Source organism: Paraburkholderia nodosa DSM 21604, from assembly GCF_000519185.1.
GTDB lineage: Bacteria > Pseudomonadota > Gammaproteobacteria > Burkholderiales > Burkholderiaceae > Paraburkholderia > Paraburkholderia nodosa.
Map to the genome: position 1 here is coordinate 300,992 of NZ_JAFA01000008.1, position 24,911 is coordinate 325,902.

General features: G+C 64.0%; 21 protein-coding genes and 1 tRNA gene. 4 read left to right on the plus strand and 18 right to left on the minus strand.

The window, feature by feature from the left end:
* Positions 1-13 precede the first annotated feature (13 nt).
* Positions 14-2,863, minus strand: coding sequence for an ATP-dependent Clp protease ATP-binding subunit (locus tag A3CW_RS46285; protein ID WP_051481457.1), 2,850 nt, complete (start codon positions 2,861-2,863; stop codon positions 14-16).
* Between A3CW_RS46285 and A3CW_RS52330 the strand changes: the two genes are divergently transcribed.
* A complete protein-coding gene (locus A3CW_RS52330) occupies positions 2,862-3,056 on the plus strand; it encodes a hypothetical protein (RefSeq protein WP_154677939.1) in 195 nt (64 codons plus the stop codon). The two genes, A3CW_RS46285 and A3CW_RS52330, sit on opposite strands and share 2 nt — an antisense overlap.
* 295 nt (positions 3,057-3,351) lie before the next feature.
* On the opposite strand, the gene A3CW_RS0114565 is transcribed toward A3CW_RS52330, so the two are convergent.
* The 5 genes from A3CW_RS0114565 to xylA all read right to left on the minus strand — a co-directional run bounded on the left by A3CW_RS0114565 (position 3,352) and on the right by xylA (position 10,334).
* Positions 3,352-4,551 carry a sugar ABC transporter permease gene (locus A3CW_RS0114565; protein ID WP_028204236.1) on the minus strand — a complete coding sequence of 400 codons (1,200 nt, stop codon included), beginning with the start codon at positions 4,549-4,551 and terminating at the stop codon, positions 3,352-3,354.
* The gene (gene xylG / locus A3CW_RS0114570) at positions 4,548-6,161 is read right to left on the minus strand and encodes a D-xylose ABC transporter ATP-binding protein (protein WP_456152324.1); all 1,614 of its coding nucleotides are present in this window, start codon (positions 6,159-6,161) and stop codon (positions 4,548-4,550) included. The genes A3CW_RS0114565 and xylG overlap by 4 nt, the downstream gene beginning before the upstream one ends.
* A gap of 33 nt (positions 6,162-6,194) precedes the next feature.
* Positions 6,195-7,223 carry a D-xylose ABC transporter substrate-binding protein gene (gene xylF / locus A3CW_RS0114575; RefSeq protein ID WP_028204238.1) on the minus strand — a complete coding sequence of 343 codons (1,029 nt, stop codon included), beginning with the start codon at positions 7,221-7,223 and terminating at the stop codon, positions 6,195-6,197.
* 195 nt (positions 7,224-7,418) lie between these two features.
* On the minus strand, positions 7,419-8,909 hold the full coding sequence (gene xylB, locus A3CW_RS0114580; protein ID WP_028204239.1) for a xylulokinase: 1,491 nt from the start codon (positions 8,907-8,909) through the stop codon (positions 7,419-7,421).
* A 102-nt stretch (positions 8,910-9,011) separates the two neighbouring features.
* Positions 9,012-10,334 (minus strand): xylose isomerase, encoded by a 1,323-nt coding sequence (gene xylA / locus A3CW_RS0114585; protein WP_028204240.1) that lies wholly within the window; start codon positions 10,332-10,334, stop codon positions 9,012-9,014.
* Positions 10,335-10,644: 310 nt separating this feature from the next.
* On the opposite strand from xylA, the gene A3CW_RS0114590 reads away from it, so the two are divergent.
* Complete coding sequence (locus A3CW_RS0114590; protein WP_028204241.1) at positions 10,645-11,856, plus strand: XylR family transcriptional regulator; 1,212 nt, start codon at positions 10,645-10,647, stop codon at positions 11,854-11,856.
* A 59-nt stretch (positions 11,857-11,915) separates the two neighbouring features.
* On the plus strand, positions 11,916-13,016 hold the full coding sequence (locus tag A3CW_RS0114595; protein WP_028204242.1) for an aldose epimerase family protein: 1,101 nt from the start codon (positions 11,916-11,918) through the stop codon (positions 13,014-13,016).
* Positions 13,017-13,032: 16 nt separating this feature from the next.
* On the opposite strand, the gene A3CW_RS0114600 is transcribed toward A3CW_RS0114595, so the two are convergent.
* From A3CW_RS0114600 to A3CW_RS0114610, 3 genes are all read right to left on the minus strand, one after another.
* On the minus strand, positions 13,033-13,893 hold the full coding sequence (locus A3CW_RS0114600; RefSeq protein WP_028204243.1) for a 3-hydroxybutyryl-CoA dehydrogenase: 861 nt from the start codon (positions 13,891-13,893) through the stop codon (positions 13,033-13,035).
* 185 nt (positions 13,894-14,078) lie between these two features.
* Positions 14,079-14,399 (minus strand): DUF190 domain-containing protein, encoded by a 321-nt coding sequence (locus A3CW_RS0114605; RefSeq protein WP_028204244.1) that lies wholly within the window; start codon positions 14,397-14,399, stop codon positions 14,079-14,081.
* Positions 14,400-14,507: 108 nt separating this feature from the next.
* Positions 14,508-15,077 carry an acyloxyacyl hydrolase gene (locus A3CW_RS0114610; RefSeq protein ID WP_051481458.1) on the minus strand — a complete coding sequence of 190 codons (570 nt, stop codon included), beginning with the start codon at positions 15,075-15,077 and terminating at the stop codon, positions 14,508-14,510.
* Between the two features lie 634 nt (positions 15,078-15,711).
* Here A3CW_RS0114610 and A3CW_RS46290 point away from each other — a divergent pair.
* Positions 15,712-17,115: an MFS transporter gene (locus A3CW_RS46290; RefSeq protein ID WP_081771661.1), complete on the plus strand. Its 1,404-nt coding sequence runs from the start codon at positions 15,712-15,714 to the stop codon at positions 17,113-17,115.
* 142 nt (positions 17,116-17,257) lie between these two features.
* Here A3CW_RS46290 and A3CW_RS0114620 read toward each other — a convergent pair whose 3' ends face one another.
* The 9 genes from A3CW_RS0114620 to infC form a co-directional block, all read right to left on the minus strand.
* Positions 17,258-18,196, minus strand: a complete 939-nt coding sequence (locus A3CW_RS0114620; protein ID WP_028204246.1) for a DMT family transporter — start codon at positions 18,194-18,196, stop codon at positions 17,258-17,260.
* 249 nt (positions 18,197-18,445) lie between these two features.
* Positions 18,446-18,522 (minus strand) — tRNA-Pro (locus A3CW_RS0114625).
* A gap of 93 nt (positions 18,523-18,615) precedes the next feature.
* Entirely contained in the window at positions 18,616-19,014 is a 399-nt protein-coding gene (locus A3CW_RS0114630) for a MerR family transcriptional regulator (protein WP_028204247.1), read from the minus strand.
* A 155-nt stretch (positions 19,015-19,169) separates the two neighbouring features.
* A complete protein-coding gene (locus A3CW_RS0114635) occupies positions 19,170-19,580 on the minus strand; it encodes an integration host factor subunit alpha (protein WP_028204248.1) in 411 nt (136 codons plus the stop codon).
* 91 nt (positions 19,581-19,671) lie between these two features.
* The gene (pheT, locus tag A3CW_RS0114640; RefSeq protein ID WP_028204249.1) at positions 19,672-22,128 is read right to left on the minus strand and encodes a phenylalanine--tRNA ligase subunit beta; all 2,457 of its coding nucleotides are present in this window, start codon (positions 22,126-22,128) and stop codon (positions 19,672-19,674) included.
* A gap of 109 nt (positions 22,129-22,237) precedes the next feature.
* On the minus strand, positions 22,238-23,251 hold the full coding sequence (gene pheS / locus A3CW_RS0114645) for a phenylalanine--tRNA ligase subunit alpha (protein WP_028204250.1): 1,014 nt from the start codon (positions 23,249-23,251) through the stop codon (positions 22,238-22,240).
* A 223-nt stretch (positions 23,252-23,474) separates the two neighbouring features.
* A complete protein-coding gene (gene rplT / locus A3CW_RS0114650) occupies positions 23,475-23,834 on the minus strand; it encodes a 50S ribosomal protein L20 (protein ID WP_004192938.1) in 360 nt (119 codons plus the stop codon).
* A gap of 30 nt (positions 23,835-23,864) precedes the next feature.
* Complete coding sequence (gene rpmI / locus A3CW_RS0114655) at positions 23,865-24,062, minus strand: 50S ribosomal protein L35 (RefSeq protein ID WP_004191477.1); 198 nt, start codon at positions 24,060-24,062, stop codon at positions 23,865-23,867.
* A gap of 292 nt (positions 24,063-24,354) precedes the next feature.
* Positions 24,355-24,876: a translation initiation factor IF-3 gene (infC, locus tag A3CW_RS0114660; protein WP_081771662.1), complete on the minus strand. Its 522-nt coding sequence runs from the start codon at positions 24,874-24,876 to the stop codon at positions 24,355-24,357.
* Positions 24,877-24,911: the final 35 nt, after the last annotated feature.

Sequence of the window (24,911 nt, forward strand, 5' to 3'; positions counted from 1 at the left end):
TTGCTCCACTCGATCAAGCAGGCTTCGCCTTGCCCCCGCCCTTGCCGCCCTTCTTCGGCGGCGGCGGGGGATCGCCTTCCATGTCGTCGGCCGCAATCTCACTCGCGATTTCGTCGACAGGCGGCGTCGCCGCTTTTTTCGCCTTCTTCGCGGGCTTGCTCTCCTTCACGTCGGGCGGCACGGCGACCTTGCTGATCGTGACTTCCTCGTTCGTTTTGTCGTAGCCGATCTCGACGGTATCGCCCGACTGCAGCGCGTCGCCGAGTATCTCTTTGGCAAGACGCGTTTCCACTTCCTGGCGAATCTGCCGCTTGAGTTCGCGCGCGCCGAACTCCGGCTGATAGCCGGCCTCCACGAGATGATCGACGAGCGTCTGGCCCATCAAGAGCGTGATGCCCTGCGCGGCCGCCGTGCGCATGACGCGCTCGAGCTGGATCTGCACGATCGCACGGATGTTGTCGCGCGAGAGCGCATGAAACACGATGATTTCATCGATGCGATTGAGGAACTCGGGCCGGAAGTGGCCCTTGAGCACCTTCATCAGTTCGGCGCGGATCGTCTTGTCGTCGAGGCGCGACTTCTCGGGGCGCTCGAGGTTGTCCATGATGATCGACGCACCCAGGTTGCTCGTGGCAATCAGAATCGTGTTGCTGAAGTCGACCACGCGACCTTTGCCGTCGGTTAGCCGCCCGTCGTCGAACACCTGCAGCAGCACGTTGTAGACGTCGGCGTGCGCCTTCTCGATCTCGTCGAGCAGAATCACGCTGTACGGGCGGCGCCGCACGCGCTCGGTAAGCTGGCCGCCCTCGTCGTAGCCCACGTAGCCCGGCGGCGCGCCAATGAGCCGCGCCACCGCATGACGCTCCATGTACTCGCTCATGTCGATGCGGATGATGGCCTGCTCGTCGCCGAACACGGTCTCCGCCAGCGCCTTCGCAAGCTCGGTCTTGCCTACGCCGGTCGGCCCGAGGAACAGGAAGGTCGCGATCGGCCGGTTCGACTGGCCGAGACCCGCGCGCGAAAGGCGCACGGCATCGCTCACGGCGACCACGGCGTCTTGCTGGCCTACCACGCGCTCGCGCAGCGTCTCTTCCATCTTGAGCAGCTTCTGGCGCTCTTCCTGGGTGAGATCCGCGACCGGAATGCCGGTAAGCCGCGACACGACCTCGGCAATCGACGCCACCGTGACTTCGAGCGTTTCCGAACCCGTCTTGCGCTGCCACGCCTCGGTCAGCTCTTCGAGTTTTTCCTGCTTCTCGTTGATGCGCTCCTCGAAACCCTTGGCCTCGTCGAAGCGCTTGCGCGACGCCGCGTAGTCCTGCTCGCGCTTGAGCTGCGCGATCTCCGCTTCGAGTTCCTGCATCTCGGCGGGACGCGAGGTCGAACCGATGCGCACGCGCGCGGCTGCCTGATCGATGAGGTCGATTGCCTTGTCCGGCAAAAAGCGCGACGTGATGTAGCGATCCGACAGTTCGGCGGCGGCCACGAAGGCGTCGTCGGCGAAGGTCACCTGATGGTGGGCTTCGAGCTTGTCGCGCAGGCCGCGGAGAATCACGATGGTTTGCTCGACCGTGGGCTCAGGCACGAGCACGGGCTGAAAGCGCCGTTCGAGCGCCGCGTCTTTCTCGATGTACTTTTGATACTCGTTCAGCGTCGTCGCGCCGATGAGACTCAACTCGCCGCGCGCCAGAGCGGGCTTCAGCACATTGGCGATGTCGAGCCCGCCTTCGCCGCCGCCCTGCCCCGCGCCGACGATCGTGTGCAATTCGTCGATGAAGAGAATCAGCTCGTCGTGTTTTGCAGTCACCTCGTCGATCAGTTGCTTTGCGCGCTCCTCGAACTCACCGCGGTATTTCGCGCCCGCGACCATCGAATTGATGTTCACCTCCACGAGCCGCTTGCCGCGCAGCACCTCGGGCACGTCGCCATTGACGATACGCTGTGCGAGCCCTTCCACGATGGCGGTCTTGCCCACACCCGGCTCGCCGATCAGCACCGGGTTGTTCTTCTTGCGCCGCGCGAGCACTTCGATCGTGCTTTCGATTTCCTGCGCGCGGCCCAGCACCGGATCGAGCTTGCCTTGCCGCGCCATGGCCGTCAGGTCGCGGCCGAACTTGTCGAGCGTGGGCGTGCCCGTCGGCGCATCCACACGGCCGTCTTCCGCGCCCTTGCCCACCACCTTCACGACTTTCTGGCGCAGCGCCTCCGGCGTCACGCCGTACTTCTTGAGCAGCGCGCCCGCAATGCTGTCGGGCACCGCGGCGAGGCCGATCAGCAGATGCTCGGGTCCGACGTACGAGTGACCGAGATCGCGCGATGCCTGAAACGCGAACTGAAACGCTTTTTTCAGGCGCGGCGAAATCGTCATCTTGTCGATGGGCGCGTCGGGCGAGGCCGTGCCCTTTTGCGCATGCTGATCGATATAGCCTTTGATGTCCTGGGGCGAGAGCTTCAACTCCTTCAGGAGTGCGGCACACACATCGGTGTCCGCCAGCACGTACAAGAGGTGTTCCGTGTCGAGTTCATTGCGTTGCAATTCATGGGCTTTTTCCGCGGCGCGCTGCAGGATTTCGAGCGTCTGCTCGCTGAACGCATCGGTCGCGTCGACGGATTCGCGCGGCACCTCGGCGGCGAGGTCGTGCCCCTCGTCGTCGTGCTCGTCCTCGTCGCCTTGTCCGCCGAAGAAGCGCGACAGGCCGCTGCCGCCCAGCAGCGAATCGAACGGGTTGAGCATGCTTTGGTGACGCATCAGTTGGCGGTAGTCGTAGTCGCAGATCGACATGGACTTGCGCTGCCCGTTTTGCACGACAGTCACGCGCGCGACTGCGGGCCGGGTATTACATATTTCGCAAAGAGTGGGCATGGTCGGCTTGTCTCCGGAGGATCGGAATCGCGCCGCCGAAGTTGGCAAAACGCTGGCACAACCTCGCGGCATGATTCGGTGCAACGCGACCGCTCTCGCAGCGGTTGCACCAGCAAAGCGACAAATCGGCGAGCACGCGCTGGAACACTACGGAGCGGTGCTGTGGCTGACGATGACCCTGCGGGCGGAATGACTCGCGCACATAGCGTGCGTACACCGCCCTGCACAGGTGCGAACGATTGTGGCAGGAAACGATCGCCGGCGCGTCGAACGTGCGCCGTTCAGCGCGAGCTGCTCGATCGGCCACAGCAAAGAAAAAGGGCGGGACATGCGTCCCGCCCTGAGAGCGCGCTCGGGGCGCGCGAGGAGAGCAACTGCGCGTGGCAGTCATCCGCGAGCGATACGTCGCGGTGTCACGCGCGATGCAAGAACACGGTCATGATTTTCATGGCGCCGGCAGGTTTGCAATCGTGTCTGTCACGCGTTGCTCAGCGGCGGTTCGAGCCCGACACCACGTCGATCCACACGGCAAGCACGAGAATGCCGCCCTTCACAATCATCTGCCAATACGCGTCTACGTCGAGCATCGACATGCCGTTGTCGAGGCTCGCCATCACGAGGGCGCCGATCAGCGCGCCATACACGGTGCCGGAACCGCCGCGCATCGACGTGCCGCCGATAAAGCAGGCCGCGATCGCGTCGAGCTCGCCCATCGTGCCCGCCGAGGGCGAACCCGCCGCGAGACGCGCCGTATTGACGATGCCCGCGAACGCACACATGAGACCCATGAGCGCGAAGATGACGAGCTTCACGCGGTTCGTGTTGACGCCCGAAAGACGCGTGGCTTCGAGGTTCGAGCCCACCGCATAGATGCGCCGCCCAAACACGGTTTGCGTGGCGATCCATGTGAAGATACCGAGCAACGCGAGCAGCAGCAGCACAGGCACCGGAATGCCGCCATAGCTGTCGAGCATCAGCACGAAGGCAAGCAGGATCGCGCCCGCGCCGACGATCTTCACGCCGTCTTGCCAGAGCGGCACGACGCTCAGCTGATAGCGCCTGCGGTTCGCACGTTGGCGCACCGTGAGCACGGCGAGCAGCACGAACAGCGCGAGCGCGAGCACGTCACCCGCCACGCGCGGCAAGTAGCCCTGGCCGAGAAACACGAAGTGATCGGACACCGGCGCAATGGTCGAGCCGCCCGTGATGCCGAGCAGCACGCCGCGAAACGCGAGCATGCCGCCGAGACCCACGATGAACGACGGCACGCGACGGTACGTCGACCACCAGCCGTTGAAGAGTCCGACGAGCACGCCAAGCACGAGCACCACCGGCACGGTCACGCCGATAGGCCAGCCGCGATTCACGTCGAGAATCGCCGCGACGCCGCCGAGCAGGCCCAGCAGCGAGCCGACCGAAAGATCGATCTCGCCCGCGATGATGACGAACACCATGCCGCACGCGAGCATCCCGGTGATCGACATCTGCCGCAGCAGGTTCGACACGTTGCGCGGCGTGACGAACGCGCCATGCGTGAGCACAGAAAAGAACAGCCAGATCACCGCCACTGCGAGCAGCAGCGCGAGGATCTTGTAGCGCGCAAAGAGTTGCTGGAAGCGCATGGCGAAGCCGTTACCGCCTTGCGGCAGGTCTTCGCGTGCGCCCTGGGTCGTGACGTCGGGGGTCATACTGCACTCGCTGTATCGGGTTGGGCGCGCACGCTCTGGATCGCCGCGCCAAGAATGTCTTCCTGCGTGAGGTCTTCGTTGACGAAGTCGCCGCGCAACTCGCCTTCGCCGATCACGAGCACGCGGTCGCTGATGCCCAGCACTTCGGGCAGTTCGGACGACACCATCACGATCGCCACACCGCGTTTGGCCAGCTGGAAGATCAGCTTGTAGATCTCGTACTTCGCGCCGACGTCCACGCCGCGCGTCGGCTCGTCGAGGATCAGCACCTTCGGGTCGGTGAGCAGCATCTTGGTGAGCACCGCCTTCTGCTGGTTGCCGCCCGAGAGGCTCGCAATCGACAGCATGGGGTTCGCCGCGCGCACCGAAAGGCGCTGCATCTCCGTGCGGATCGTATCGAGTTCGGCGGCCGTGTCGATGCGTCCGTGCCTCGAAAAGCGTTGCAGCACCGAGAGCGTGATGTTGTGGCCCACGCCCAGTTGCGGCACGATGCCGTGGCGCTTGCGGTCCTCGGGCACCATGGCGATGCCCGCGTTGATCGCGTCGAGCGGCGAGCGGATTTTCAGCGGCTTGCCTTCGAGCAGGACCGTTGCCGTGCATGTGCCCGCGTACGCACCGAAGATCGCCTGCATGGTTTCCGTCCGGCCCGCGCCAACGAGCCCGGCCACGCCCAGGATCTCGCCGCGACGCACCGAGAATGAGACGTCGTCCACGCGCTTGCGGCGCGGGTTCGTCACGTCGTAGCAGGTCACGTTGCGGGCCTCGAACACGACCTCGCCGATGTCATGCGGCTCGCGCGGAAAGAGGTTGCGGATCTCACGCCCCACCATCATCGCAATGATGCGGTCGGTGGTGAGCGTCGCCATCGGCTCGGTGGCCACGTGACGGCCGTCGCGAATCACGCTCACCGTGTCGCACACGGCCTCGACCTCGTCGAGCTTGTGCGAGATGTAGACGCACGCCACGCCGCGGCGCTTCAGGTCGCGCACGATGTCGAGCAGGATCTTCGTTTCCGCCGCCGTGAGCGAAGACGACGGCTCGTCGAGAATCAGCAGCTTCGCGCGCTTGTTCAGCGCCTTCGCGATCTCGATGAGCTGTTGATGGCCTCCGCCATAGTTCATCACCGGCTGCGCCACGTTGATGGCGTCGATGTTCAGCTCACGCAGCAATTCGTCGGCGCGCTGGTACATCGCCGCGTAATTCATGCGGCCGCCCGGGAGCGTGATTTCGTTGCCGAGAAAGATGTTCTCGGCCACCGATAGCTCGGGCACGAGCATCAGCTCCTGGTGGATGATGACGATGCCCGCGCGCTCGGTATCGCGCACGCTTTGTGCTTCGAGCGGCGCGCCTTCCCAACGGATCTCGCCGCTCCAGGTGCCGTGCGGGTACACGCCCGAGAGCACTTTCATGAGCGTGGATTTGCCGGCGCCGTTCTCGCCGCACAGGCCCACGCATTCGCCGGGCCGCACGGTGAGATCGATGCCGTCGAGCGCTTTCACGCCCGCAAAGGACTTGACGATGCCGCGCATCGTCAGCAAGGGTTCGGTCATACGCTGGTTACTCGCTGCGATGGCCCGCGCGCGACGCAGTTGCCACAACCGTGGCCACACTCCTGGCGCGCGCGGGCCGTCAGGCCATAAGCGTTACTGGCTTGCCAGTTGCGCCTGCGTGTAGAAGCCGTCCTTCACGACGACGTCCACGTTGCTCTTCGTGAGCAGCGTCGGCTGCAGCAGCACCGTATCGACCTTCTTCTTGCCGTTGTCGTACTGCGCGTTGTACGCGGGCTTCTGGCCCTTCGCGAGATCGACAGCAAGCTTTGCGGCTTCGCTCGCGATGAGCTTGAGCGGCTTGTAGACCGTCATGGTCTGCGTGCCCGCCACCACGCGCTTGACCGCCGCGAGGTCCGCGTCCTGGCCCGACACCGGCACCTTGCCCGCGAGATGCTGCGCGGCGAGCGCCTGGATCGCGCCGCCCGCCGTGCCGTCGTTCGAGGCGACGACTGCGTCGATCTTGTTGTTGTTCGCGGTGAGCGCGTCTTCCATGATGCGCAGCGCCGTCGAAGCGCTCCACTCCGGCACCCACTGCTGGCCAACCACCTTGATGTCGCCACGGTCGATAGCGGGCTTGAGGACCTTCAGTTGTCCTTCACGCAGCATCTTCGCGTTGTTGTCGGTGGGCGCGCCGCCCAGCAGGAAGTAATTGCCCTTGGGCTGCGCGTCGAAGACACCCTTCGCCTGAAGCTCACCCACCTTCTCGTTGTCGAACGAGATGTACCCGTCGATATCGGCATCGAGAATCAGGCGGTCATACGAAACGACCTTGATGCCCGCCTTCTTCGCTTCGGCCACGACATTCGTGAGCGCCTTCGAGTTGAACGGCACAATCACAATCACATCCACGCCGCGCGAGATGAGGTTTTCGATCTGCGAGACTTGACGCTCTTCGCTCGCGTCGGCCGACTGCACCGACACCTTCGCGCCCATCTTTTCCGCGGCAGCGACGAAGTAGTCGCGGTCGCGCGACCAGCGCTCGACACGCAGGTCGTCGATACAGAAGCCGATCTCGGGATGATCCTTGCTCGCATGCGCGAGCGGTGCGGCAAGCGACAGGCTCGCGAGCACGGCCCCGCATACGAGCGAACTCAGAACCGAACGACGTTTGGCGAAATTCATGTCTCCAGACTCCTCTTGATGCCGGTGCGCGGGCGCGCGCGAACGCGTCGCCGCCGCGGCGATGGTTTTCAGGTTGTTGCCGATGTAATTGCGGAACACACGCGAAACGGCACAGCGTGCGGTATAACCGTAGGACGACTAATCAGCTGCACGACTACACTGGCCGTGCAGTTTTTCCTTCGCCGGCGCCGCTAGTCAGGCGCCGGTGGCGAAAACCGGTTCGAGCGCGCGATACAGCGCGCTAAAGGTTGGACGGCGCGCCTCGCGATACCAGGCGTGGCGTGCGGCGTCAGGTTCACGCACTGCCAGCACGGGCGGCTGCGGGCACACTTCGTCGAGCGTCGCGCCCGGTTCGAGCGCGAGATGCGCGAGGCGCGCGGCACCCAGCGCGGGCCCCACCTCGCCGCCTGCGCGCAACGTGAGCGCGCGGCCGCTGATATCGGCGAGCATCTGCGTCCACCAGGCGCTGCGCGAGCCGCCGCCTATGACGGTGATCGTGTCCGGCACGAGCCCCGCCGCGTGCAATGCGTCCATGCCGTCGAGCAGCGCGAAGCCCACGCCTTCCAGGGTTGCGTTGGCCAGATCGGCGCGCGAGGTCTGCGGGGTCATGCCGTAGAACACGCCCTTCGCGTTGACGTTGTTGTGCGGCGTGCGCTCGCCGCTGAGATACGGCAGGAACCACGGCCGGCGCGCGTCGCGCTCGGCGTTCGAGTTCGCCTGCGCATCGGCGAGCAACGCGGCAACATTTTCATAACCCGTCAACTGCGCCGTGAAGTCAAGGCAACTGGCCGCGTTGAGCATCACGGACATCAGGTGCCACGTGTGCGGCAACGCATGGCAGAAGCTGTGAACCGCGGAATCGGGATTGGCGAGAAAGCCGTCCGACACGGCGAAATAGACGCCCGACGTGCCGAGCGAAAGCATCGCGTCGCCGGGCCGCACGATGCCCACGCCCACGGCGCCCGCCGCGTTGTCGCCGCCGCCCGCCACCACCGGAATTTCGCGCAGGCCGAATTGGCGAGCGAGTTCGGGCCGCAGCGTGCCGGTCACCTGGTTGCCTTCGAACACGTCCGGCATCTGTGCACGCGTGAGGCCGCAGGCCGAAAGCAGCGTGTCGCTATAGTCGCGCTTCGCAATGTCGAGCCACAGCGTGCCGGCGGCATCGGACGGATCGGTGGCGAACACGCCTGTGAGCAGCCAGCGTAAATAGTCCTTCGGCAACAGCACGTGCGCGATGCGCGCGAAAATCTCCGGCTCGTGCTTGCGCACCCAAAGCAGCTTCGGCGCCGTGAAGCCCGGCATGGCGAGATTGCCTGCAATGGCATGCAACTGCGGCACGGCGCGTTCCAGCTCGATACATTCGGTATCCGAACGACCGTCGTTCCACAGAATGGCGGGACGAAGCACCTCGCCCTGCGCGTCGAGCAGCGTCGCGCCGTGCATCTGGCCGGTCAGGCCGAGCGCCTCGATGCGTGCCGGCTCGATGCCGCGCCCGCGCGCCTCGTCGACGAGTGCGCGCAATGCGCTCTGCGTGGCGAGCCACCAGTCTTGCGGCGCCTGCTCGGACCAGCGCGGCTGTGGCCGGCTCACGGTGAGCAGCGCGCTCGCGCTGCCGAGCACATCGCCCGCGCGGTCGAGCAGCACGGCCTTCACGCCCGACGTGCCGAGGTCGATACCGATGAACATGTCTCCGTCCTGATTTTTTGCGTCAGTTTGCCTTCAACGGCAAGCAGCGCAATTGCGAATTTGACGGCGCGCGCTAATGTTTTTTCGCGCGCCGCGGCACGGCTAGCGCTGGCCGTAGATGGCCTGGTTCACGACGTTCTCGAGGCGCTCCTGCTGGCCGCTCGCGTGGTGCGGATTCATGCCGTGCGAGAGTGCGTCGGCGGCGAGCGACGAGAGCGAATAGCCGCCCGCGAGAATCTTGCGGCCAAACTCGCTGTCCCAGGCCGCGTAACGCTGGGCGCGGAACTGCTCGAGCCGGTCATTTTCCACGAGCGCCGCGCCGCGCTCGAGCGCCAGCGCGAGCACGTCGATCGCGCCCACGTGACCATAGAACAAGTCTTCCGGATCGATGCTCGCGCGACGCACCTTGGCGTCGAAGTTCATGCCGCCCGTGGTGAAGCCGCCGTGGCGCAGGATCTCGTAGAACGCGAGCGTCAGCTCTTCGACGCTGTTCGGGAACTGGTCCGTATCCCAGCCGTTTTGCGGGTCGCCGCGATTCGCGTCGACGCTGCCGAACACGCCCAGTGCGAACGCGCTGGCGATTTCGTGATGGAACGAGTGGCCCGCGAGCGTCGCGTGATTGGCCTCGATATTCACGCGGATGTCGTTTTGCAGACCGTATTGCGTGAGGAAGCCGTGCACCGTCGCAACGTCGTAGTCGTACTGGTGCTTGGTCGGCTCCTGCGGCTTCGGCTCGATCAGCAGCGTGCCGGTGAAGCCGATGCGGTGCTTGTGCTCGACCACCATCGAAAGGAAGCGTGCGAACTGCTCGCGCTCGCGCTTGAGGTCGGTATTGAGCAGCGTGTCATAGCCTTCGCGGCCGCCCCACAGCACGTAGTTCTCGCCGCCCAGCTTGCGCGTCGCGTCGAGCGCATGGCAAACCTGAGTCGCCGCGTAGGCGAAGACTTCGGGGTTGGGGTTGGTGGCGGCGCCGCCGGCGTAGCGCGGATTCGAAAACAGGTTGGCGGTGCCCCAGAGCAGCTTCACACCGCTCGCCTGCTGGCGCTCGCCGAGGTAATCGACCATGCGCTTGAAGTTTTCCGTGTAGTCCTTCAGGTCCTTGCCTTCCGGAGCGACATCGGTATCGTGGAACGTGTAATAAGGTGTGCCTAGTTTCGAGAAAAACTCGAACGCCGCGTCGGCCTTCTGGTGCGCGCGCTCCATGGCGTCGCCGGGCTGCTGCCAGGGGCGGTGAAACGCGCCCTGTCCGAAGATGTCGTTGCCGGGCCAGACGAACGAATGCCAGTAGCACACCGCGATGCGCAGATGCTCTTCGAGCGTCTTGCCGAGCACCTTCCTGGTACGGTCGTAGTGATGGTACGCAAGCGGATTGTCCGACTGAGGGCCTTCGTATCGAATGGCGGGGATATGTTCGAAATACGACATGATGTCTCCAATGTTGTTGCAGCGCAGCGGCGCAGCGTGCATCCCTCTGTGTGACGCCATACTGCCCGCGACGCGCAAAGCGCGGCAATTGCGAAATTGCGTGAGACCTTTAACGTTTCCTGCCGACGGGCGTGGCCGGCGTGCCCGCGAACCCGAATGTGGGCCTAAAATAACCGGACGCTTAAAAACGACGCGCCGCAGGCGCCAGAGACATCGTAGCGCGGTGCACATTTGCGCGCACCGCGCCCGAACTGGAGACATGGCGGTTTCCGCCGGCGTTCCGCGCCGGGCGAACAACCGTCGACACGATATGACCCGTGCCCCCGCTTCCCAGACACCCCACCGCATCGCGCTGCTCTTCAACGCGAATAAGGTGTACGACCGCGAGATCATTGCGGGGATTGGCCACTATCTGCGCTCCACGCGCGTCGCGTGGGACCTCTTTCTCGAGGAAGACTTCCGCTGCCGCCTGGCGGGCATCGAGCGCTTCGACGGGGACGGCATCATCGCCGACTTCGACGACCCCGACGTGGCCGACGCCCTGCGCGGCTGCCCGCTGCCGGTGGTCGCCGTGGGCTCGTCATTCGAAGATGCCGGCCACTACCCGGCCGACGTGCCCTATATCGCGACCGACAACCGCAAACTGGTCTCGCTCGCGTGGACGCATCTGATCGGCGCGGGCCTGCCGAATCTCGCGATGTACAGCCTGCCCGTCGCGCAGGAAAACCGCTGGGCGCAGGAGCGCGAACTGGCGTTCGAGGCGCTCGCCGCCGAAGAAGGCATGCAAGCGCCGATCTACCGGGGCCAGGCCACCAGCGCCAGCGCCTGGAACCAGGCCATCGAGCAGTTGAGCGTCTGGCTGCACAGCCTGCCCAAGCCCGTGGGCGTGATCGCCGTGACCGACGCACGGGCGCGGCATTTGCTGCAGGCGTGTCTGATTCACGGCATTGCCGTGCCCGAGCAGGTGGCGATCATCGGCATCGACAACGATCCGCTCACCCGCACGCTCACGCGCATTCCGCTCTCGTCGGTCATCCAGGGCACGGAGGAAATGGGCAAGACCGCCGCCCACCTGCTGCACCAGATGCTGCGTGGCGCACGCTTTCCGGGCCAACGCATTCTGGTTCCGCCCGTCGGCATCAATGTGCTCGAATCGACCCGGCACGAACCGCTGTCGAGCCCGCATGTCATGCGTGCACGCCACTTCATCCGCCAGTACGCCTGCCAGGGCATCAAGACCGAGCAGGTGGCCGACTACGTGGGCGTATCGCGCTCGTCGCTGGAGGAATATTTCCGGCGTGAACTGCAGTGCACGGTCCACCAGGAAATCCTGCGCCACAAGCTCGACGCCGCCAAGGCGATGCTCGCGAGCCGCGACGCCTCGAGCGCGGAGGTGGCGATCCGTTGCGGATTCACATCGCTGCAGTACATGTATGCCGTATTCCGGCGCGAACTGGGATGCACGCCGCGCGAATATCAGGACAGTGTCGCGAACGCTTCGGGCCCACGCCTGTCCACTTGATGAAGCGGCTTCGGCCCATCCCGGACAATCACGCTTTCTTCATACGTTCTCTTCACCTCATGAACACTCTTGCTGCCCATCTGACCTCCGAACCGTGGGGCGCCCTGCCCGGTGGCGACGCCGTGCGGCTCTATACGCTGCGCAACGCGCAGGGCATGAAGGTGACGGTCAGCGACCTCGGCGCGACGCTCGTCTCATGGCTCGCGCCCGATCGCGCCGGCCGCCTCGCCGACATCATGCTCGGCCACGACACGCCCGCGGACTATCTCTCGGCCACCACGTACATGGGCGGCCTGGTCGGGCGCTGGGCCAACCGCATCGCCGGTGCGCATTTCACGCTGGACGGCATCGACTATCCACTCGATCGCAACGAGAACGGCAATCTGCTGCACGGCGGCGCGAACGGTTTTCATCGGCAGATGTGGCAGGTGGAAGAGGATCGGGGCTCGCTGGTGCTGCGGCTCGACTCGCCCGAAGGCGACGGCGGCTTTCCGGGCAACGTGAGCGTGCAGGTGCGCTATACGCTCGACGACGACGGCACGCTGACGCTCGAATACGAGGGCGTGTCCGACGCGCCTACGCCGCTGAATCTCACGAGCCACGGCTACTTCAACCTCTCCGGCGAGGTGAGCCCGGACATTCGGGGCCACGTGCTGACGATCGACGCGGACGCCTTCCTCGAAGTCGATCCGCAGTTGATTCCCGTGCGCATTGCCGACGTCTCGGGCAGCGCCTTCGACTTCCGCCATGGCGCGCCGCTCGGCGCGCGGCTCGACTGGCCGCACGCCCAGCTCGAGCGCGCACGCGGGTTCGACCACTGTTACGTGCTGCGCGCGCCCGAGAGCACGGCGGGCACGCTGCACGCCGCGTCGGGGCGATGGCCCGTGCGTCCGGTGGCGCGCGTCTACGAGCCGGGCAGCGGACGCGAGCTTGCCGTCTCGACCGACCAGCGCGGTCTGCAGCTTTATACGGGGAATTATCTGGAGGGGCAGCCGGGACGCCACGGCGCGACCTGCGCGCGCTATGCGGGGCTGTGCCTCGAAGCGGGCGGCTTCCCGAACCAGATCAACATGGAAGCGCCCGCCTGCGACGAAGTGATACTGCAGCCCGGCAAAACCTATCAGCAGGTCACGCAATACCGTGTAAGCGTGCTGGCCTGAAACCGGGCGCCCTGCCTCAGGACACCTTGTCGTACTGATACACGCCGCGGCCGGTCTTGCGGCCGAGCTGGCCCGCCGCGACCATTTCGCGCAGCAGCGGGCACGCACGATACTTCGAGTCGCCGAAGTCCTTCAGGAATACATCCATCACCGAAAGACACACGTCGAGGCCGATCAGGTCCGCCAGCGCGAGCGGGCCGATCGGATGATTGGCGCCGAGCTTCATGCCGGCGTCGATTTCCTCGGCGCTCGCAATGCCTTCCGCGAGCACGAAAAACGCTTCGTTGATCATCGGCACCAGAATGCGGTTCACCACGAAGCCCGGCGCGTTCTTCACGGCGATCGGCGTCTTCTCGAGGCGCAGCGCCATTTCGCGCACCGACTCGGCCACGTCCGGGCGCGTCTGCAGGCCGCGAATCACCTCGACGAGCGGCATCATCGGCACCGGGTTGAAGAAGTGCATGCCGATGAAGCGCGACGGGTCGGCGAGCGTGGTCGCGAGCGCCGTGATCGAGATCGACGAGGTGTTCGACGCGACGATCGCGTCGGGGCGGGCCGCGGCTTCGATCTGCTTGAGAATGCGCGTCTTGAGCTCGGCGTTCTCGGTCGCCGCCTCGATCACGAGATCGACGCTCACGAGTCGCTGGTAGTCGGTGGTCGTCTCGATGCGTGCGAGCGCGGCATCGCGCGCGCCGGCTTCGAGCTTGCCCTTCGAGACGAGTCGCTCGAGGCTGTGGGTGAGCGTGGCGACGCCCTTGGCGAGCGCCGCATCGGTGACGTCGATCATCACCGCCTTGAGCCCCGCCACTGCCACCGCCTGGGCGATGCCGTTGCCCATCGTGCCTGCGCCTACGATCCCTACCGATTCGATTGCCATGCCTCGTCCTCGCTCCTTGTCTGCGACCCCGGCGTGTCGCTATGGAAAATGCCGGTCATGCGGCGCAACGCGTGGTGCACCGCACCAATCCCCACAGTGTAACGGGTTGCGGGAGTCGACCGGAACTCGCATGACGGGGGGGCCTGCGGCGAAGCGCCTGGGCTGCGGCGTGAAAACCCTGCCGCTCAGGCGCCGCCGAGTCGGCCGTAGTCGATTGGCGAGCGCGTATAGAAGAGTTCGACGCCGCCCGCTTCGAGCGTGACGAGGAGCGCGTCGATGGAAGGCTCGTCGGCGACGATCAGCACCACGGCAGGCTCGTCGGCCAGATCGAAGAAGTGGGCGGCGTGCATCTTTCCGTGGGCGTCGAGGCCTTCGTAGCCTTCCAGCACGGTGATGCCGAAGACGCCTTGGGCACGCGCAGCGTCGATGATCCACGAGACCGCCGACTTGTGGCCCTTCTTGTGCTTGCGGCTCGTGTAGAGCGTGAGTTGACTGCCTGCGGGCATGGGACCTCCATGCAGTCGGAAATCCAGTCGTTGAGCGCCGCGCGACAGGCGGCATGCAAAAAAATTCTAGCACGCGTCCTGACACACGCCGGGATGCCCGCTGCCGCCCTAGAAGTTGTACTGGAAGTAGATCTGACTGAAGTTCGTACCCGGATTCGGCTCCTTGATATCCGCGTTCGACAAATGCTGGAAACGGAACCCGGCTTGATAGTTGCCGTGCTCGCCGAACTGCGCGCCAACGCCGACCATGTCCACGAACTGGAACGACGTCGACGTCGTGCGGTCGGGTGTCTGCCGGACGTGCGAGAGAAAGTGAAAGCCCACGCCCGCCTCGATGAACGGCCTGAACCAGCCGCTGTCCTTGATGAAGCGAAAAACGGGCGTTATGCCGTATTCCCAGATATGCGAGTAGACGGCATCCGGTGCGTTCAGCTTCCAGTAGGCGACATGGGCTTCGCCAACCAGCGTGAAGTGATACCCGCCGATGTGCCACCACTGCAGGCCCGGATCCCACACGAGACCGAGATCGAGCTTTTTCACGTCGTGGTCCGCTACGCCCGCTCCGAGTTGCACGCCGAATGTGTTGTCCGCTTGTGCGCTGGCCGCGCCGAAGGCGCACAGCGCGGTGAGCGCCCCACGCACCGCATGGGCGTGCCAGACGAATCTTCTTACTTTCATATATTTCCCCGATTCGATCAATTCAGCATGACGCCATGCATCGGGCACAACCACGATTTGCGCAGGTTCGGCAACAGCGCAAATGCCATACAAAATGCACTGCGCTTGTCACCTGGTCAGAACAAATACCATCACGCTTCAATGTTCACTAATGACCTACGCACATATGAGAGCGAAGTTTAGCGTCGAATAAACCCTCGCGCTCGTTGGCATGCCAACAAACCGCCGCCCGTAAGGCGCTACGGCTTGATAAAGACTGACTGACAGCTTTCAATTTCGATTATCGAGTCCGACAAATGTGCTGATCGATTATTTACAGAAGAATTTACGAAATACGGACTCACCTTGCTCGCGAATCCGTCTCAATTACCGCCTGTCGATTTACCGGGCATCCAGATTTGCGAATAACGATTTTCTGGTTTGCTTACCGCTCCGATAATCCTCTGCGTAAAACCGGCATGACGTTTGGACCCGGGTATTCCCGAACATCGCGGAATGCGCTGGGTCGCTGTACCCAAATTGAGGACAGACAGCGCGCGGGCCCCTCGCATAATCCGCGTGAATTGTGATCCGCGGCAAACAACAACGTCATAACCCTTGCCACGCTCACGTCCCGATGCTTAGGAGGAGACACATGAGCCCAATCCCGCAAGGGCATGCTTCGCGCGTGCCGCAAACGTCCGCGCAAGCGCAGTCAAACTGCGCAGCCGCCACCGAACAAGTCACGCGCAAGGTCTCGCGCCATTTGCTCGGCTTCCTGTTCCTGCTGTTCGTCGTCTCGTTCCTCGACCGCATCAACATCGGCTTCGCGGGCCTGACGATGATGAAGGACCTCGGCCTGTCGAGCACGCAGTTCGGCTTCGCCACCACCCTCTTCTACGTCGCCTATATCGCGTGCGGCATTCCTGGCAATCTCATGCTCGCGCGCGTCGGTGCGCGCCGCTGGATCAGCTTCATCATGATTGCGTGGGGCCTCGCCTCCACCGCGACGATGTTCGCCACCAACGCCACCACGCTCTACTGGCTGCGCATGCTGGTTGGCGTGACCGAGGCAGGCTTCCTGCCCGGCATGCTGCTCTATCTCACCTGCTGGTTCCCGAGCGCGTGGCGCGCCCGGGCCAACGCTCTCTTCATGATCGCGATGCCCGTGACGGCCGCGCTCGGCTCCGCGGTCTCGGGTTTTATCCTCAAGCTCGACGGCCATGCGGGACTCGCCGGCTGGCAATGGCTCTTCGTGCTCGAAGGCATGCCGGCCGCACTGCTCGGCTGCGTGGCGTTCTTCTACCTGGACGACACGCCGCGCGCCGCACGCTGGCTCAGCGCGCAAGAAAAACGCACGCTCGAAGCCGCACTTGCCGAGCCGGCCGATGCCCTCGCTTCGCCCACTGCCCACGCAGCGAGCGAGCGCAGCCTCTGGCAGCAACTGCGCTCACCGGTGGTCCTGCGCTTCGCGGCGGCGTACTTCTGCCTCGTCAATACGCTCGCGATGGTCGCCGTGTGGGCGCCGCTGATCGTGAAGGGCTTCAGCGCCGGGGCGAGCAACGTCACCGTGGGCCTGGTCGCGACGATTCCGCAGCTCGTCACCATCGTCGCGATGATCGTGTGGGGACGCCGCTCGGACCGTCGTCAGGAACGCAAATGGCATCTCGCCGCGCCCATGCTGCTCTCCGGGCTCGGCTGCGTGTTGACGGCGCAAGGCGGCGCGCCGCTCGTGCAGCTGCTCGGTGTGTGCCTCGCATCGGCGGGGTCGTACACGGCGATGTCGATCTTCTGGACCACGCCCGATCAGGCGTTCACGCCGCAGGCGCGCGCGGTGGGTATTGCCGTGATCAATGCGATCGGCAATATCAGTTCGGCGGCGAATCCGCTCGTGGTCGGCTGGCTCAAGGATGCGACGCACAGCTATGCCGCGGGGCTCATCTATTCCGCAGTGCTGCTCGTACTGGGGGCGGTGATCGTCGCGACGTTGCCGATCGGGCGCGGTGGCCGCAGCAAGGGGGAAAAGGAAGTGAAAGCCGTGCCCCGCGCGGCGGCTTGAGCGAGCTTCAGAGTGCGAAACGCGCGACGTTGATCGCCGCGCGATTTCGTTGCGATCCAGCTCGTACGGCAGTGCGTTGCGGCTCGCCTGCATGGCCCTCGCAACGCACTCACTTCGAGCGCGCCGTGCGGGCCCTACCCTGCTAGCGTTCCGCGCCTGCGCCGCTACGGCGCGCGGAGAATCCCGGCAAGCGTTTCACGAAACCCGTTGCGAGCGCGGTGCCCACGAGAATTGCCGCGCACGCCTCGACCATGCCCATCGACACCCGCTCGCCGAGAAAGAGCGCGCCCCACAGAATGCCGAAGATCGGGATCACGAACGTGACCGTAATCGCGCGCGCCGGGCCCACCGCTGCGATCAGGCGGAAGAACAGCAAATACGCGACACCCGTGCACGCCACGCCAAGGCCGAGCACCGCGCCCCACGCATGCAGCGAGATGGGCGTAGCCGGCCAGGTTGCCACGGCGAACGGCGCGAGCACGAGGGTTGCGCCCGTCATCGTCCCGGCAGCGACCGTGAGCGGATCGACGCCCGTGAGATGGCGCTTCGTGTAGCTCGCGGCAACGCCGTACAGCGCCGCTGCGACCAGCGCCGCGAGGGCGGCGAGCGCAGCGCTCGTGGATGACGCGCCGTCGCCGGCGTGCGTCACGACCTGATCCCACACCAGAGCGAGCACACCGGCGAAGCCGATCGTGAGCCCGACCACGCGCAGGCCGCTCAGACGATCCTTGAGCCAGACATACGCGACGACTGCGCCCCACAGCGGCGTGGTCGCGTTGATCACGGACGTGACGCCCGCGGAGAGCGTGAGCTCGGCCCACGCGAACAGACAAAACGGTGCGGCCGAATTGAGGATGCCGACAACGAAAAGCGGCCACGCGCGTTCGCGCAGCGTGCCGAGCGCTTCGCGTGCGGGGCGCCGTGAAAACAGTACGAGCAGCAGGAACAGCGCGCCGATGCCGACGCGCAGCGCCATCAGCGGCGCGACGCCGAAGTCGGTCACGCCGACGCGGATGAACAGAAACGACCCGCCCCAAAGGGCAGCGAGGAAAACCAGTTGCGCGAGTTCGATCGGGTTCATATGAAGTGGCGCTGAATGAGCACGGGGTTGCGCGCGGGCGCGCGATTGCACGAATCACCGGCGCGAAGGTACGCGTATCGTAAGGCGAGCGGCGCGCGCCGTATAACGAAGGATTCTCACCGATATGTGAGAAAAATTAACAGCCGGATCTTGCGGTCTCGTTCGTACGCTTGTGTGTTTGCTTGTGTTTGTTTCGCGGCGCACAAAAGACAAAGCCCGCGTAATCTTTCGATTACGCGGGCTCTATTCTGGTCGGGGCGAGAGGATTTGAACCTCCGACCACCTGCACCCCATGCAGGTACGCTACCAGGCTGCGCTACGCCCCGAGAGCTAGAAAGTATAACAGAGAGTTTCTCCAATTAGAACCGCTTCGCACGTAAATCGTGAACGACTCACATGCATGCGTCCAGAGCGGTGTTTCAGCGCCCGAGCGCATCGAGCACATGCAGCAATTCCTTGCGCAACTGATCGACGTCCACGAGCGCGGTCGTGCCTTCGGCAACCGGCGCGCCCGCCGCTTCGGACTGCCCGGCTTCACCGGCCGCCGCTCCATGTGAGTCGAGCCGATTGCGCGCGCCGTTGATCGTGAACCCCTGCTCGTAGAGCAGTTCGCGAATGCGACGGATCAGCAATACCTCGTGATGCTGGTAATAGCGACGATTGCCGCGCCGCTTCACCGGCTTCAACTGCGTGAACTCCTGCTCCCAATACCGGAGTACGTGAGGCTTCACGCCGCACAGCTCGCTCACCTCGCCAATGGTGAAGTAGCGCTTGGCGGGGATGGGAGGCAAGACGACCTTTTCGCTTGTCGATGTCATCGCCGGGTTGCCGTCGTGGTGGTTGCGCAATGAGGCGTCGCCGCCTGGGTCCTTGAAGTCTGCTATTTCTACTTATTCGTTCACGCCCGCCATTTTGCCATCGCCGCGGGCATACCGGCGCGGGCGTACCGGCGCGGGCATACAACCTCAACGCATCAACGCGGGAAGCTCGCCTCGGCGCCGCTCTCGACGAGCGCCTTCAGCTTCTGGCTCGCATGGAACGTCACCACGCGACGCGCCGCGATGGGAATCGCCTCGCCCGTCTTCGGGTTACGGCCGGGTCGTTGCGGCTTGTCGCGCAACTGAAAATTGCCGAAGCCGGACAGCTTCACGCTGTCGCCGCTTTCAAGCGCGTCGCGAATCACTTCGAAGAAGGCTTCGACCATGTCTTTCGCTTCGCGCTTGTTGAGACCGACGTTGTCGAACAGCAGCTCAGCGAGTTCGGCTTTCGTCAGCGTGGGCGTGTCGTTCGTGGCGCTTGCCGACGAGGCAGGAATGTCGCGAATCATGGCGCTACGCTGTGCCGCAAGAAGGGCTTCGAAATCACTCGAGTTCATTTCGTTCATCTATCTATGAAATGGCGCACTGCCGGTTGCGGGGTTGACTTGCTGCCCCGCAAACCGGAAGCCGATGTCGGTACGTGAAGAGCCGAGGAGCTTATCCGCGCAACCGGGCGCCATACACTCGAGCCAGGCGATCCACCAGGGACTTGATGGCCGTATCGACCGTTTCGTCCTGAAGGGTTCCGCCAGTATCTTGCAGGGTCACCCGGAAGGCAAGGCTTTTCTCGTCCGTGCCAAGTCCGGAAGTATTTGATTTTGCACGAAATTCATCGAAAAGCGCAACCCTCTGCACAATCCGGCAAGGCTCGTCTTGCATGCCCTTCTGGAACTCGTCGAGCAGCGCTTGCACCTCGATCTTTTGATCGACAACAAGAGCGATGTCACGGCGGACCGGCGGAAATTTCGAGACTTCGCCAGGCGTTGGCAGCTCGCGCGCCATCAGTGCGTCGGCCTCGACCTCGAAGAGCATCGGTGCGTGCGGCAGGTCGTACTTCTGCATCCAGCGCGGATGCAACTCGCCAATCCAGCCCACCGCACGGCCATCGATTTCGATGCGCGCGCTACGGCCCGGGTGCAGCGCGGGGTGTTCTGCCTTCACGAAACGTGGCGTCTTCGCGGCGCCAAGCGCTGCGAACAGCGCTTCGAGATCGCCCTTCACGTCGAAGAAGTCCACGCCGCGCGCTTGCGCGCCCCACTGCTCTTCGAGCGCGGGACCGTAGGCCAGCGCGCCAATCATCTTCGGTTGTGCGAAGCCTTCCACCGTCATCTCGCTCGCCTTGATCGACGGATCGTGCAGGAACACGCGGCCCGACTCGAACACGCGCACGCGGTCGGCGCGGCGGTTGAGGTTGTGGCGCAGCACGTTGATGAGGCTGCCGAACAGCGTCGTGCGCATGACCGAGAACTGGCTCGCGATCGGGTTCAGCAGCTTCACGGGATTCGCGTTGCCCGCGAAGTCCTGTTCCCATTCGGCATCGACGAAGCTGAAGTTGATCGTCTCGGCGTAGTCGCGCGCGGCGAGCGCGTGACGAATGGCGTGGATCGAGCGGCGCGTCTCATTGGTCGCGTGCATTTCGCTGCGCGCCACCGGCGGCAACGCCGGAATCTTTTCGAAGCCGTAGATACGCGCGACTTCTTCGATCAGGTCTTCTTCGATCTCGATGTCGAAACGGTACGGCGGCGGCGTGACGCTAAAGCTCTCGTCGCCCGCATTGTCAACGCTACGCGTGAACGTGAGGCCGAGGCGCGTGAAAATCTGCGCGATCTCGTCGGCGCCGATCTTCACGCCGATGATGCGGTTCGCGCGCGCCACACGCATCTTCACCGCTTCGCGCTTGGGCACGTTCACGGTTTGATCGTCGATCGGGCCGGCTGCGCCGCCGCAGATATCGAGGATCAGCTGCGTGATGCGCTCGATGTGCTCGACGGTCGTCGACCAGTCCACGCCGCGCTCGAAGCGATGACCTGCATCGGTCGAGAAATTGTAGCGGCGCGAGCGGCCCCGAATGCTGTCCGGCCACCAGAATGCGGCTTCGAGATAGATGTTCGCGGTGTCGAGCGTGACGGCCGTGCTGTCGCCGCCCATGATGCCCGCGAGACTTTCGATCTCGCGGTCGTCGGCGATCACGCCCACGGTTTCATCGACTTCGACGGTGTTGCCGTTGAGCAGCTTGAGCGTCTCGCCCTTCTTGCCCCAGCGCACGTCCATCGAACCGTGGATCTTGTCGAGATCGAACACGTGCGACGGGCGGCCGAGTTCGAGCATGACGTAGTTCGAAATATCGACGAGCGCCGAGATGCTGCGCTGGCCCGAACGCTCGAGGCGCTCGACCATCCACATCGGCGTCTTGGCGTGCGCGTTGACGCCGCGGATCACGCGGCCCGAGAAGCGGCCGCACAGGTCCGGCGCCGAGATCTTCACGGGCAGCTTTTCATCGAGCTTCACTTCGACCTTCGGATACACGGGCGCCTGCAGCGGCGCGCCGGTGATCGCGGCCGTTTCGCGCGCGATGCCGTACACCGAAAGGCAATCGGCCTTGTTCGGCGTGAGTTTGATTTCGAAGATGGTGTCGTCGAGATTCAGCGCTTCGCGGATGTCCTGACCGATCGGCGTATCTTCCGGCAGGATCATCAGACCGCTGTGGTCTTCCGAGAGCTTCAGTTCGCGCGCCGAGCACAGCATGCCCTGGCTTTCCACGCCACGCAGCTTCGAGAGCTTGATCGCGAAAGGCTTGCCGCCTTCTTCGGCGGGCGGCAGCTCGGCGCCCACGAGCGCCACGGGCACCTTGATGCCGGGCGCGACGTTGGGCGCGCCGCACACGATCTGCAGCGTCGCGCCGGTGCCGGCATCGACCTGCGTGACGTTGAGCTTGTCCGCGTCCGGGTGCTTCACGACTTCGAGCACGCGGCCCACGACGATCTTCGTGGTGGGCGGCGCCGCCGGGCTCAGGCCTTCGACTTCGAGGCCGGCCATGGTGAGCGCGTGGGCCAGTTCATCGGTCGTGAGCTTCGGATCGACAAAGCTTCTCAGCCAGGATTCGGGGAATAGCATTTGGTTTTACGTTCCAGACAGATTGTGACCGTCGCGTAGGCGGGTTCTCGCGCACCTTATTCAGGTGCTGCGTCCGCCTCGCGCGCTGCAAGCGAATGCGTCGCTTCGCTTAGGCGAACTGACGCAAAAAGCGCAGATCGCCTTCGAAGAACAGGCGCAGGTCCTGCACGCCATAACGCAGCATCGTCAGGCGTTCGAGGCCGCTGCCGAACGCAAAGCCGATATAGCGCTCCGGGTCGAGGCCCATGTTGCGGATCACGGTCGGATGCACCTGGCCCGAGCCTGAGATCTCGAGCCACTTGCCGGCGTTCTTGCCTTGCTCGAACATCATGTCGATTTCGGCCGACGGCTCCGTGAACGGGAAGTACGACGGACGGAAGCGCACCTGAATGTCGTCACGTTCGAAGAACTTCTTGAGGAAGTCGGTGTAGACACCCTTCAGGTCTGCGAAGCTGATGTTCTCTTCGATCCACAGGCCTTCGACCTGGTTGAACATCGGCGAGTGCGTGGCGTCGCTGTCCACGCGATAGGTGCGGCCCGGCACGATCACCTTGATGGGCGGCGTGTGCGTGCGCGCATAGCGCACCTGCATCGGACTCGTGTGCGTGCGCAACAAAAGCTGACGGCCATCGGCGTCCTTGCCGTCCACGTAGAACGTGTCCTGCATGGAGCGCGCCGGATGGTTTTCCGGGCTGTTGAGCGAGGTGAAGTTGTACCAGTCGGTTTCGATCTCGGGACCGTCGGCCACGTCGAAACCGATCGAGCCGAAAATGCGCTCGACGCGTTCCCACGTCTGCATCACGGGGTGCAGGCTGCCCGTACCCGTGCCGCGCCCCGGCAGCGTGACGTCGATCGCCTCGGCGGCGAGACGCTGGTTCAGGAGCGCGTCCGCGAGCGCCTGGCGGCGCGCGCCCAGCGCAGCTTCCACTTGCTGCTTGACGGCGTTGATGCGCGCGCCTTCGGTCTTGCGCGTTTCCGCGTCGAGCTTGCCGAGGCCCTTGAGCAGTTCGGTCAGCGCGCCGGACTTGCCGAGAAAGCGGGCCTTTTCGTTTTCAAGCGTGTTGACGTCGGGGGCGCCAGCGAACGCGCTTTGCGCGTCGGCGACAATCTGGTCCAGATCCATTGATCCCATCTTTTCAGCGTCAGAGTTTGAGACTTGGAGCCTCTCCGCGCTCACGGCACGCCATCATGATGCCTGGCAATGGCGACGCGAAGACACTCCATGAAACGGCGCAAGAAGCGTAATTACCAACAAAAACGGGGCTCGGTGAGGAGCCCCGTTTTTGTTGCAGCATCACCGAGACTACCGGAATGTCTGCTGCAACGAACCTGCGCAATACCTGCTATCAGGCAGCGACGGCGGCCTTCACCTGCTTGACGATCGCAGCAAATGCAGCCTTGTCGAACACAGCCATGTCAGCCAGAACCTTGCGGTCGAGTTCGATCGAAGCCTTCTTCAGGCCGTTGATGAACACGCTGTAGGTCATGTCGTGCTGACGCACCGCCGCGTTGATACGCGTGATCCACAGTGCGCGGAACACACGCTTCTTGTTGCGGCGATCGCGGTAGGCATACTGGCCTGCGCGCATGACCGCCTGCTTGGCGATGCGATAGACGTTATTGCGACGGCCGCGGTAACCCTTGGCCAGGTTGATGATCTTCTTGTGGCGGGCCCGTGCGGTAACCCCACGTTTGACTCGAGGCATGTTTCGCTCCTATGAGTTATCGGTTGAGGATTACGCGAACGGCAGCATTGCGCGCACGGAGTTCAGATCGGAATCGTGAACGGCCGTTGCACCACGCAGATGACGCTTGTTCTTGGTGGTCTTCTTGGTCAGGATGTGACGCTTGAAGGCTTGACCGCGCTTGACGGTACCGCCCGGACGAACCACGAAGCGCTTTGCAGCGCTCTTCTTGGTCTTCATCTTCGGCATGACAGACAACTCCATTATTTGATGGACATGGGTGTGCGGTTGGCGCGGTGTTCGCACACCTCGCCGGGACTCCGCCCTTCGAAACCCACTCCACTTGTTTTGGCGACTGGCTGGCTTTTGAAAAACAAGCTCGCCGCCGCTTTCAGGAAGAACGCCCGTTTGCCGCACTTCACGTGCAGCGTGCGGGCGCCGTTCCGGAACCTGCTTGCCGCCTTCTGCGCACCACGGCGCCGAAGACGTCATTGAAAACTGCTTTTGACCGCCGCGCAGACTGCGCCGCGCGGCACGCCAATTACTTCTTCTTCTTGGGCGAGAGCACCATGATCATCTGGCGCCCTTCCATCTTCGGCATCTGCTCGACCTGACCGACTTCGTCGAGGTCGGTGCGCAGGCGTTCGAGCATGCGCATGCCGATTTCCTGGTGGGCCATTTCGCGGCCCCGGAAACGCAACGTGATCTTCGTCTTGTCGCCTTCATCGAGGAAGCGGATGAGATTGCGCAGCTTGACGTTGTAATCGCCGTCGTCGGTACCCGGGCGGAACTTGACTTCCTTGACCTGGATGACCTTTTGCTTGAGCTTGGCCTCGTGCTGCTTCTTCGATTCCTGGTACTTGAACTTGCCGTAGTCCATCAAGCGGCATACGGGAGGCACCGCCTGAGGAGCAATTTCAACCAGATCGACGTCCTGCTGTTCCGACATGCGGAACGCATCGGCCAGCTTTACGATGCCGAGCGGCTCGTTCTCGATTCCGACGAGACGCACCTCGGGTGCAGTGATTTCACCGTTGATGCGATGCGACTTATCCGTAGCGATGTTACGTTTCCTCTAAAAATTAAAAAAACGAGCCG

Excerpts from the sequence above, each read along its gene's own strand:
- A3CW_RS52330 (WP_154677939.1), top strand. The coding sequence starts at position 2,862 with ATGGTCGGCTTGTCTCCGGAGGATCGGAATCGCGCCGCCGAAGTTGGC.
- A3CW_RS46285 (WP_051481457.1), bottom strand. The coding sequence starts at position 2,863 with ATGCCCACTCTTTGCGAAATATGTAATACCCGGCCCGCAGTCGCGCGC.
- A3CW_RS0114565 (WP_028204236.1), bottom strand. The coding sequence starts at position 4,551 with ATGACCCCCGACGTCACGACCCAGGGCGCACGCGAAGACCTGCCGCAA.
- xylF (WP_028204238.1), bottom strand. The coding sequence starts at position 7,223 with ATGAATTTCGCCAAACGTCGTTCGGTTCTGAGTTCGCTCGTATGCGGG.
- xylB (WP_028204239.1), bottom strand. The coding sequence starts at position 8,909 with ATGTTCATCGGTATCGACCTCGGCACGTCGGGCGTGAAGGCCGTGCTG.
- xylA (WP_028204240.1), bottom strand. The coding sequence starts at position 10,334 with ATGTCGTATTTCGAACATATCCCCGCCATTCGATACGAAGGCCCTCAG.
- A3CW_RS0114590 (WP_028204241.1), top strand. The coding sequence starts at position 10,645 with ATGACCCGTGCCCCCGCTTCCCAGACACCCCACCGCATCGCGCTGCTC.
- A3CW_RS0114595 (WP_028204242.1), top strand. The coding sequence starts at position 11,916 with ATGAACACTCTTGCTGCCCATCTGACCTCCGAACCGTGGGGCGCCCTG.
- A3CW_RS0114600 (WP_028204243.1), bottom strand. The coding sequence starts at position 13,893 with ATGGCAATCGAATCGGTAGGGATCGTAGGCGCAGGCACGATGGGCAAC.
- A3CW_RS0114605 (WP_028204244.1), bottom strand. The coding sequence starts at position 14,399 with ATGCCCGCAGGCAGTCAACTCACGCTCTACACGAGCCGCAAGCACAAG.
- A3CW_RS0114610 (WP_051481458.1), bottom strand. The coding sequence starts at position 15,077 with ATGAAAGTAAGAAGATTCGTCTGGCACGCCCATGCGGTGCGTGGGGCG.
- A3CW_RS46290 (WP_081771661.1), top strand. The coding sequence starts at position 15,712 with ATGAGCCCAATCCCGCAAGGGCATGCTTCGCGCGTGCCGCAAACGTCC.
- A3CW_RS0114620 (WP_028204246.1), bottom strand. The coding sequence starts at position 18,196 with ATGAACCCGATCGAACTCGCGCAACTGGTTTTCCTCGCTGCCCTTTGG.
- A3CW_RS0114630 (WP_028204247.1), bottom strand. The coding sequence starts at position 19,014 with ATGACATCGACAAGCGAAAAGGTCGTCTTGCCTCCCATCCCCGCCAAG.
- A3CW_RS0114635 (WP_028204248.1), bottom strand. The coding sequence starts at position 19,580 with ATGAACGAAATGAACTCGAGTGATTTCGAAGCCCTTCTTGCGGCACAG.
- pheT (WP_028204249.1), bottom strand. The coding sequence starts at position 22,128 with ATGCTATTCCCCGAATCCTGGCTGAGAAGCTTTGTCGATCCGAAGCTC.
- pheS (WP_028204250.1), bottom strand. The coding sequence starts at position 23,251 with ATGGATCTGGACCAGATTGTCGCCGACGCGCAAAGCGCGTTCGCTGGC.
- rplT (WP_004192938.1), bottom strand. The coding sequence starts at position 23,834 with ATGCCTCGAGTCAAACGTGGGGTTACCGCACGGGCCCGCCACAAGAAG.
- rpmI (WP_004191477.1), bottom strand. The coding sequence starts at position 24,062 with ATGCCGAAGATGAAGACCAAGAAGAGCGCTGCAAAGCGCTTCGTGGTT.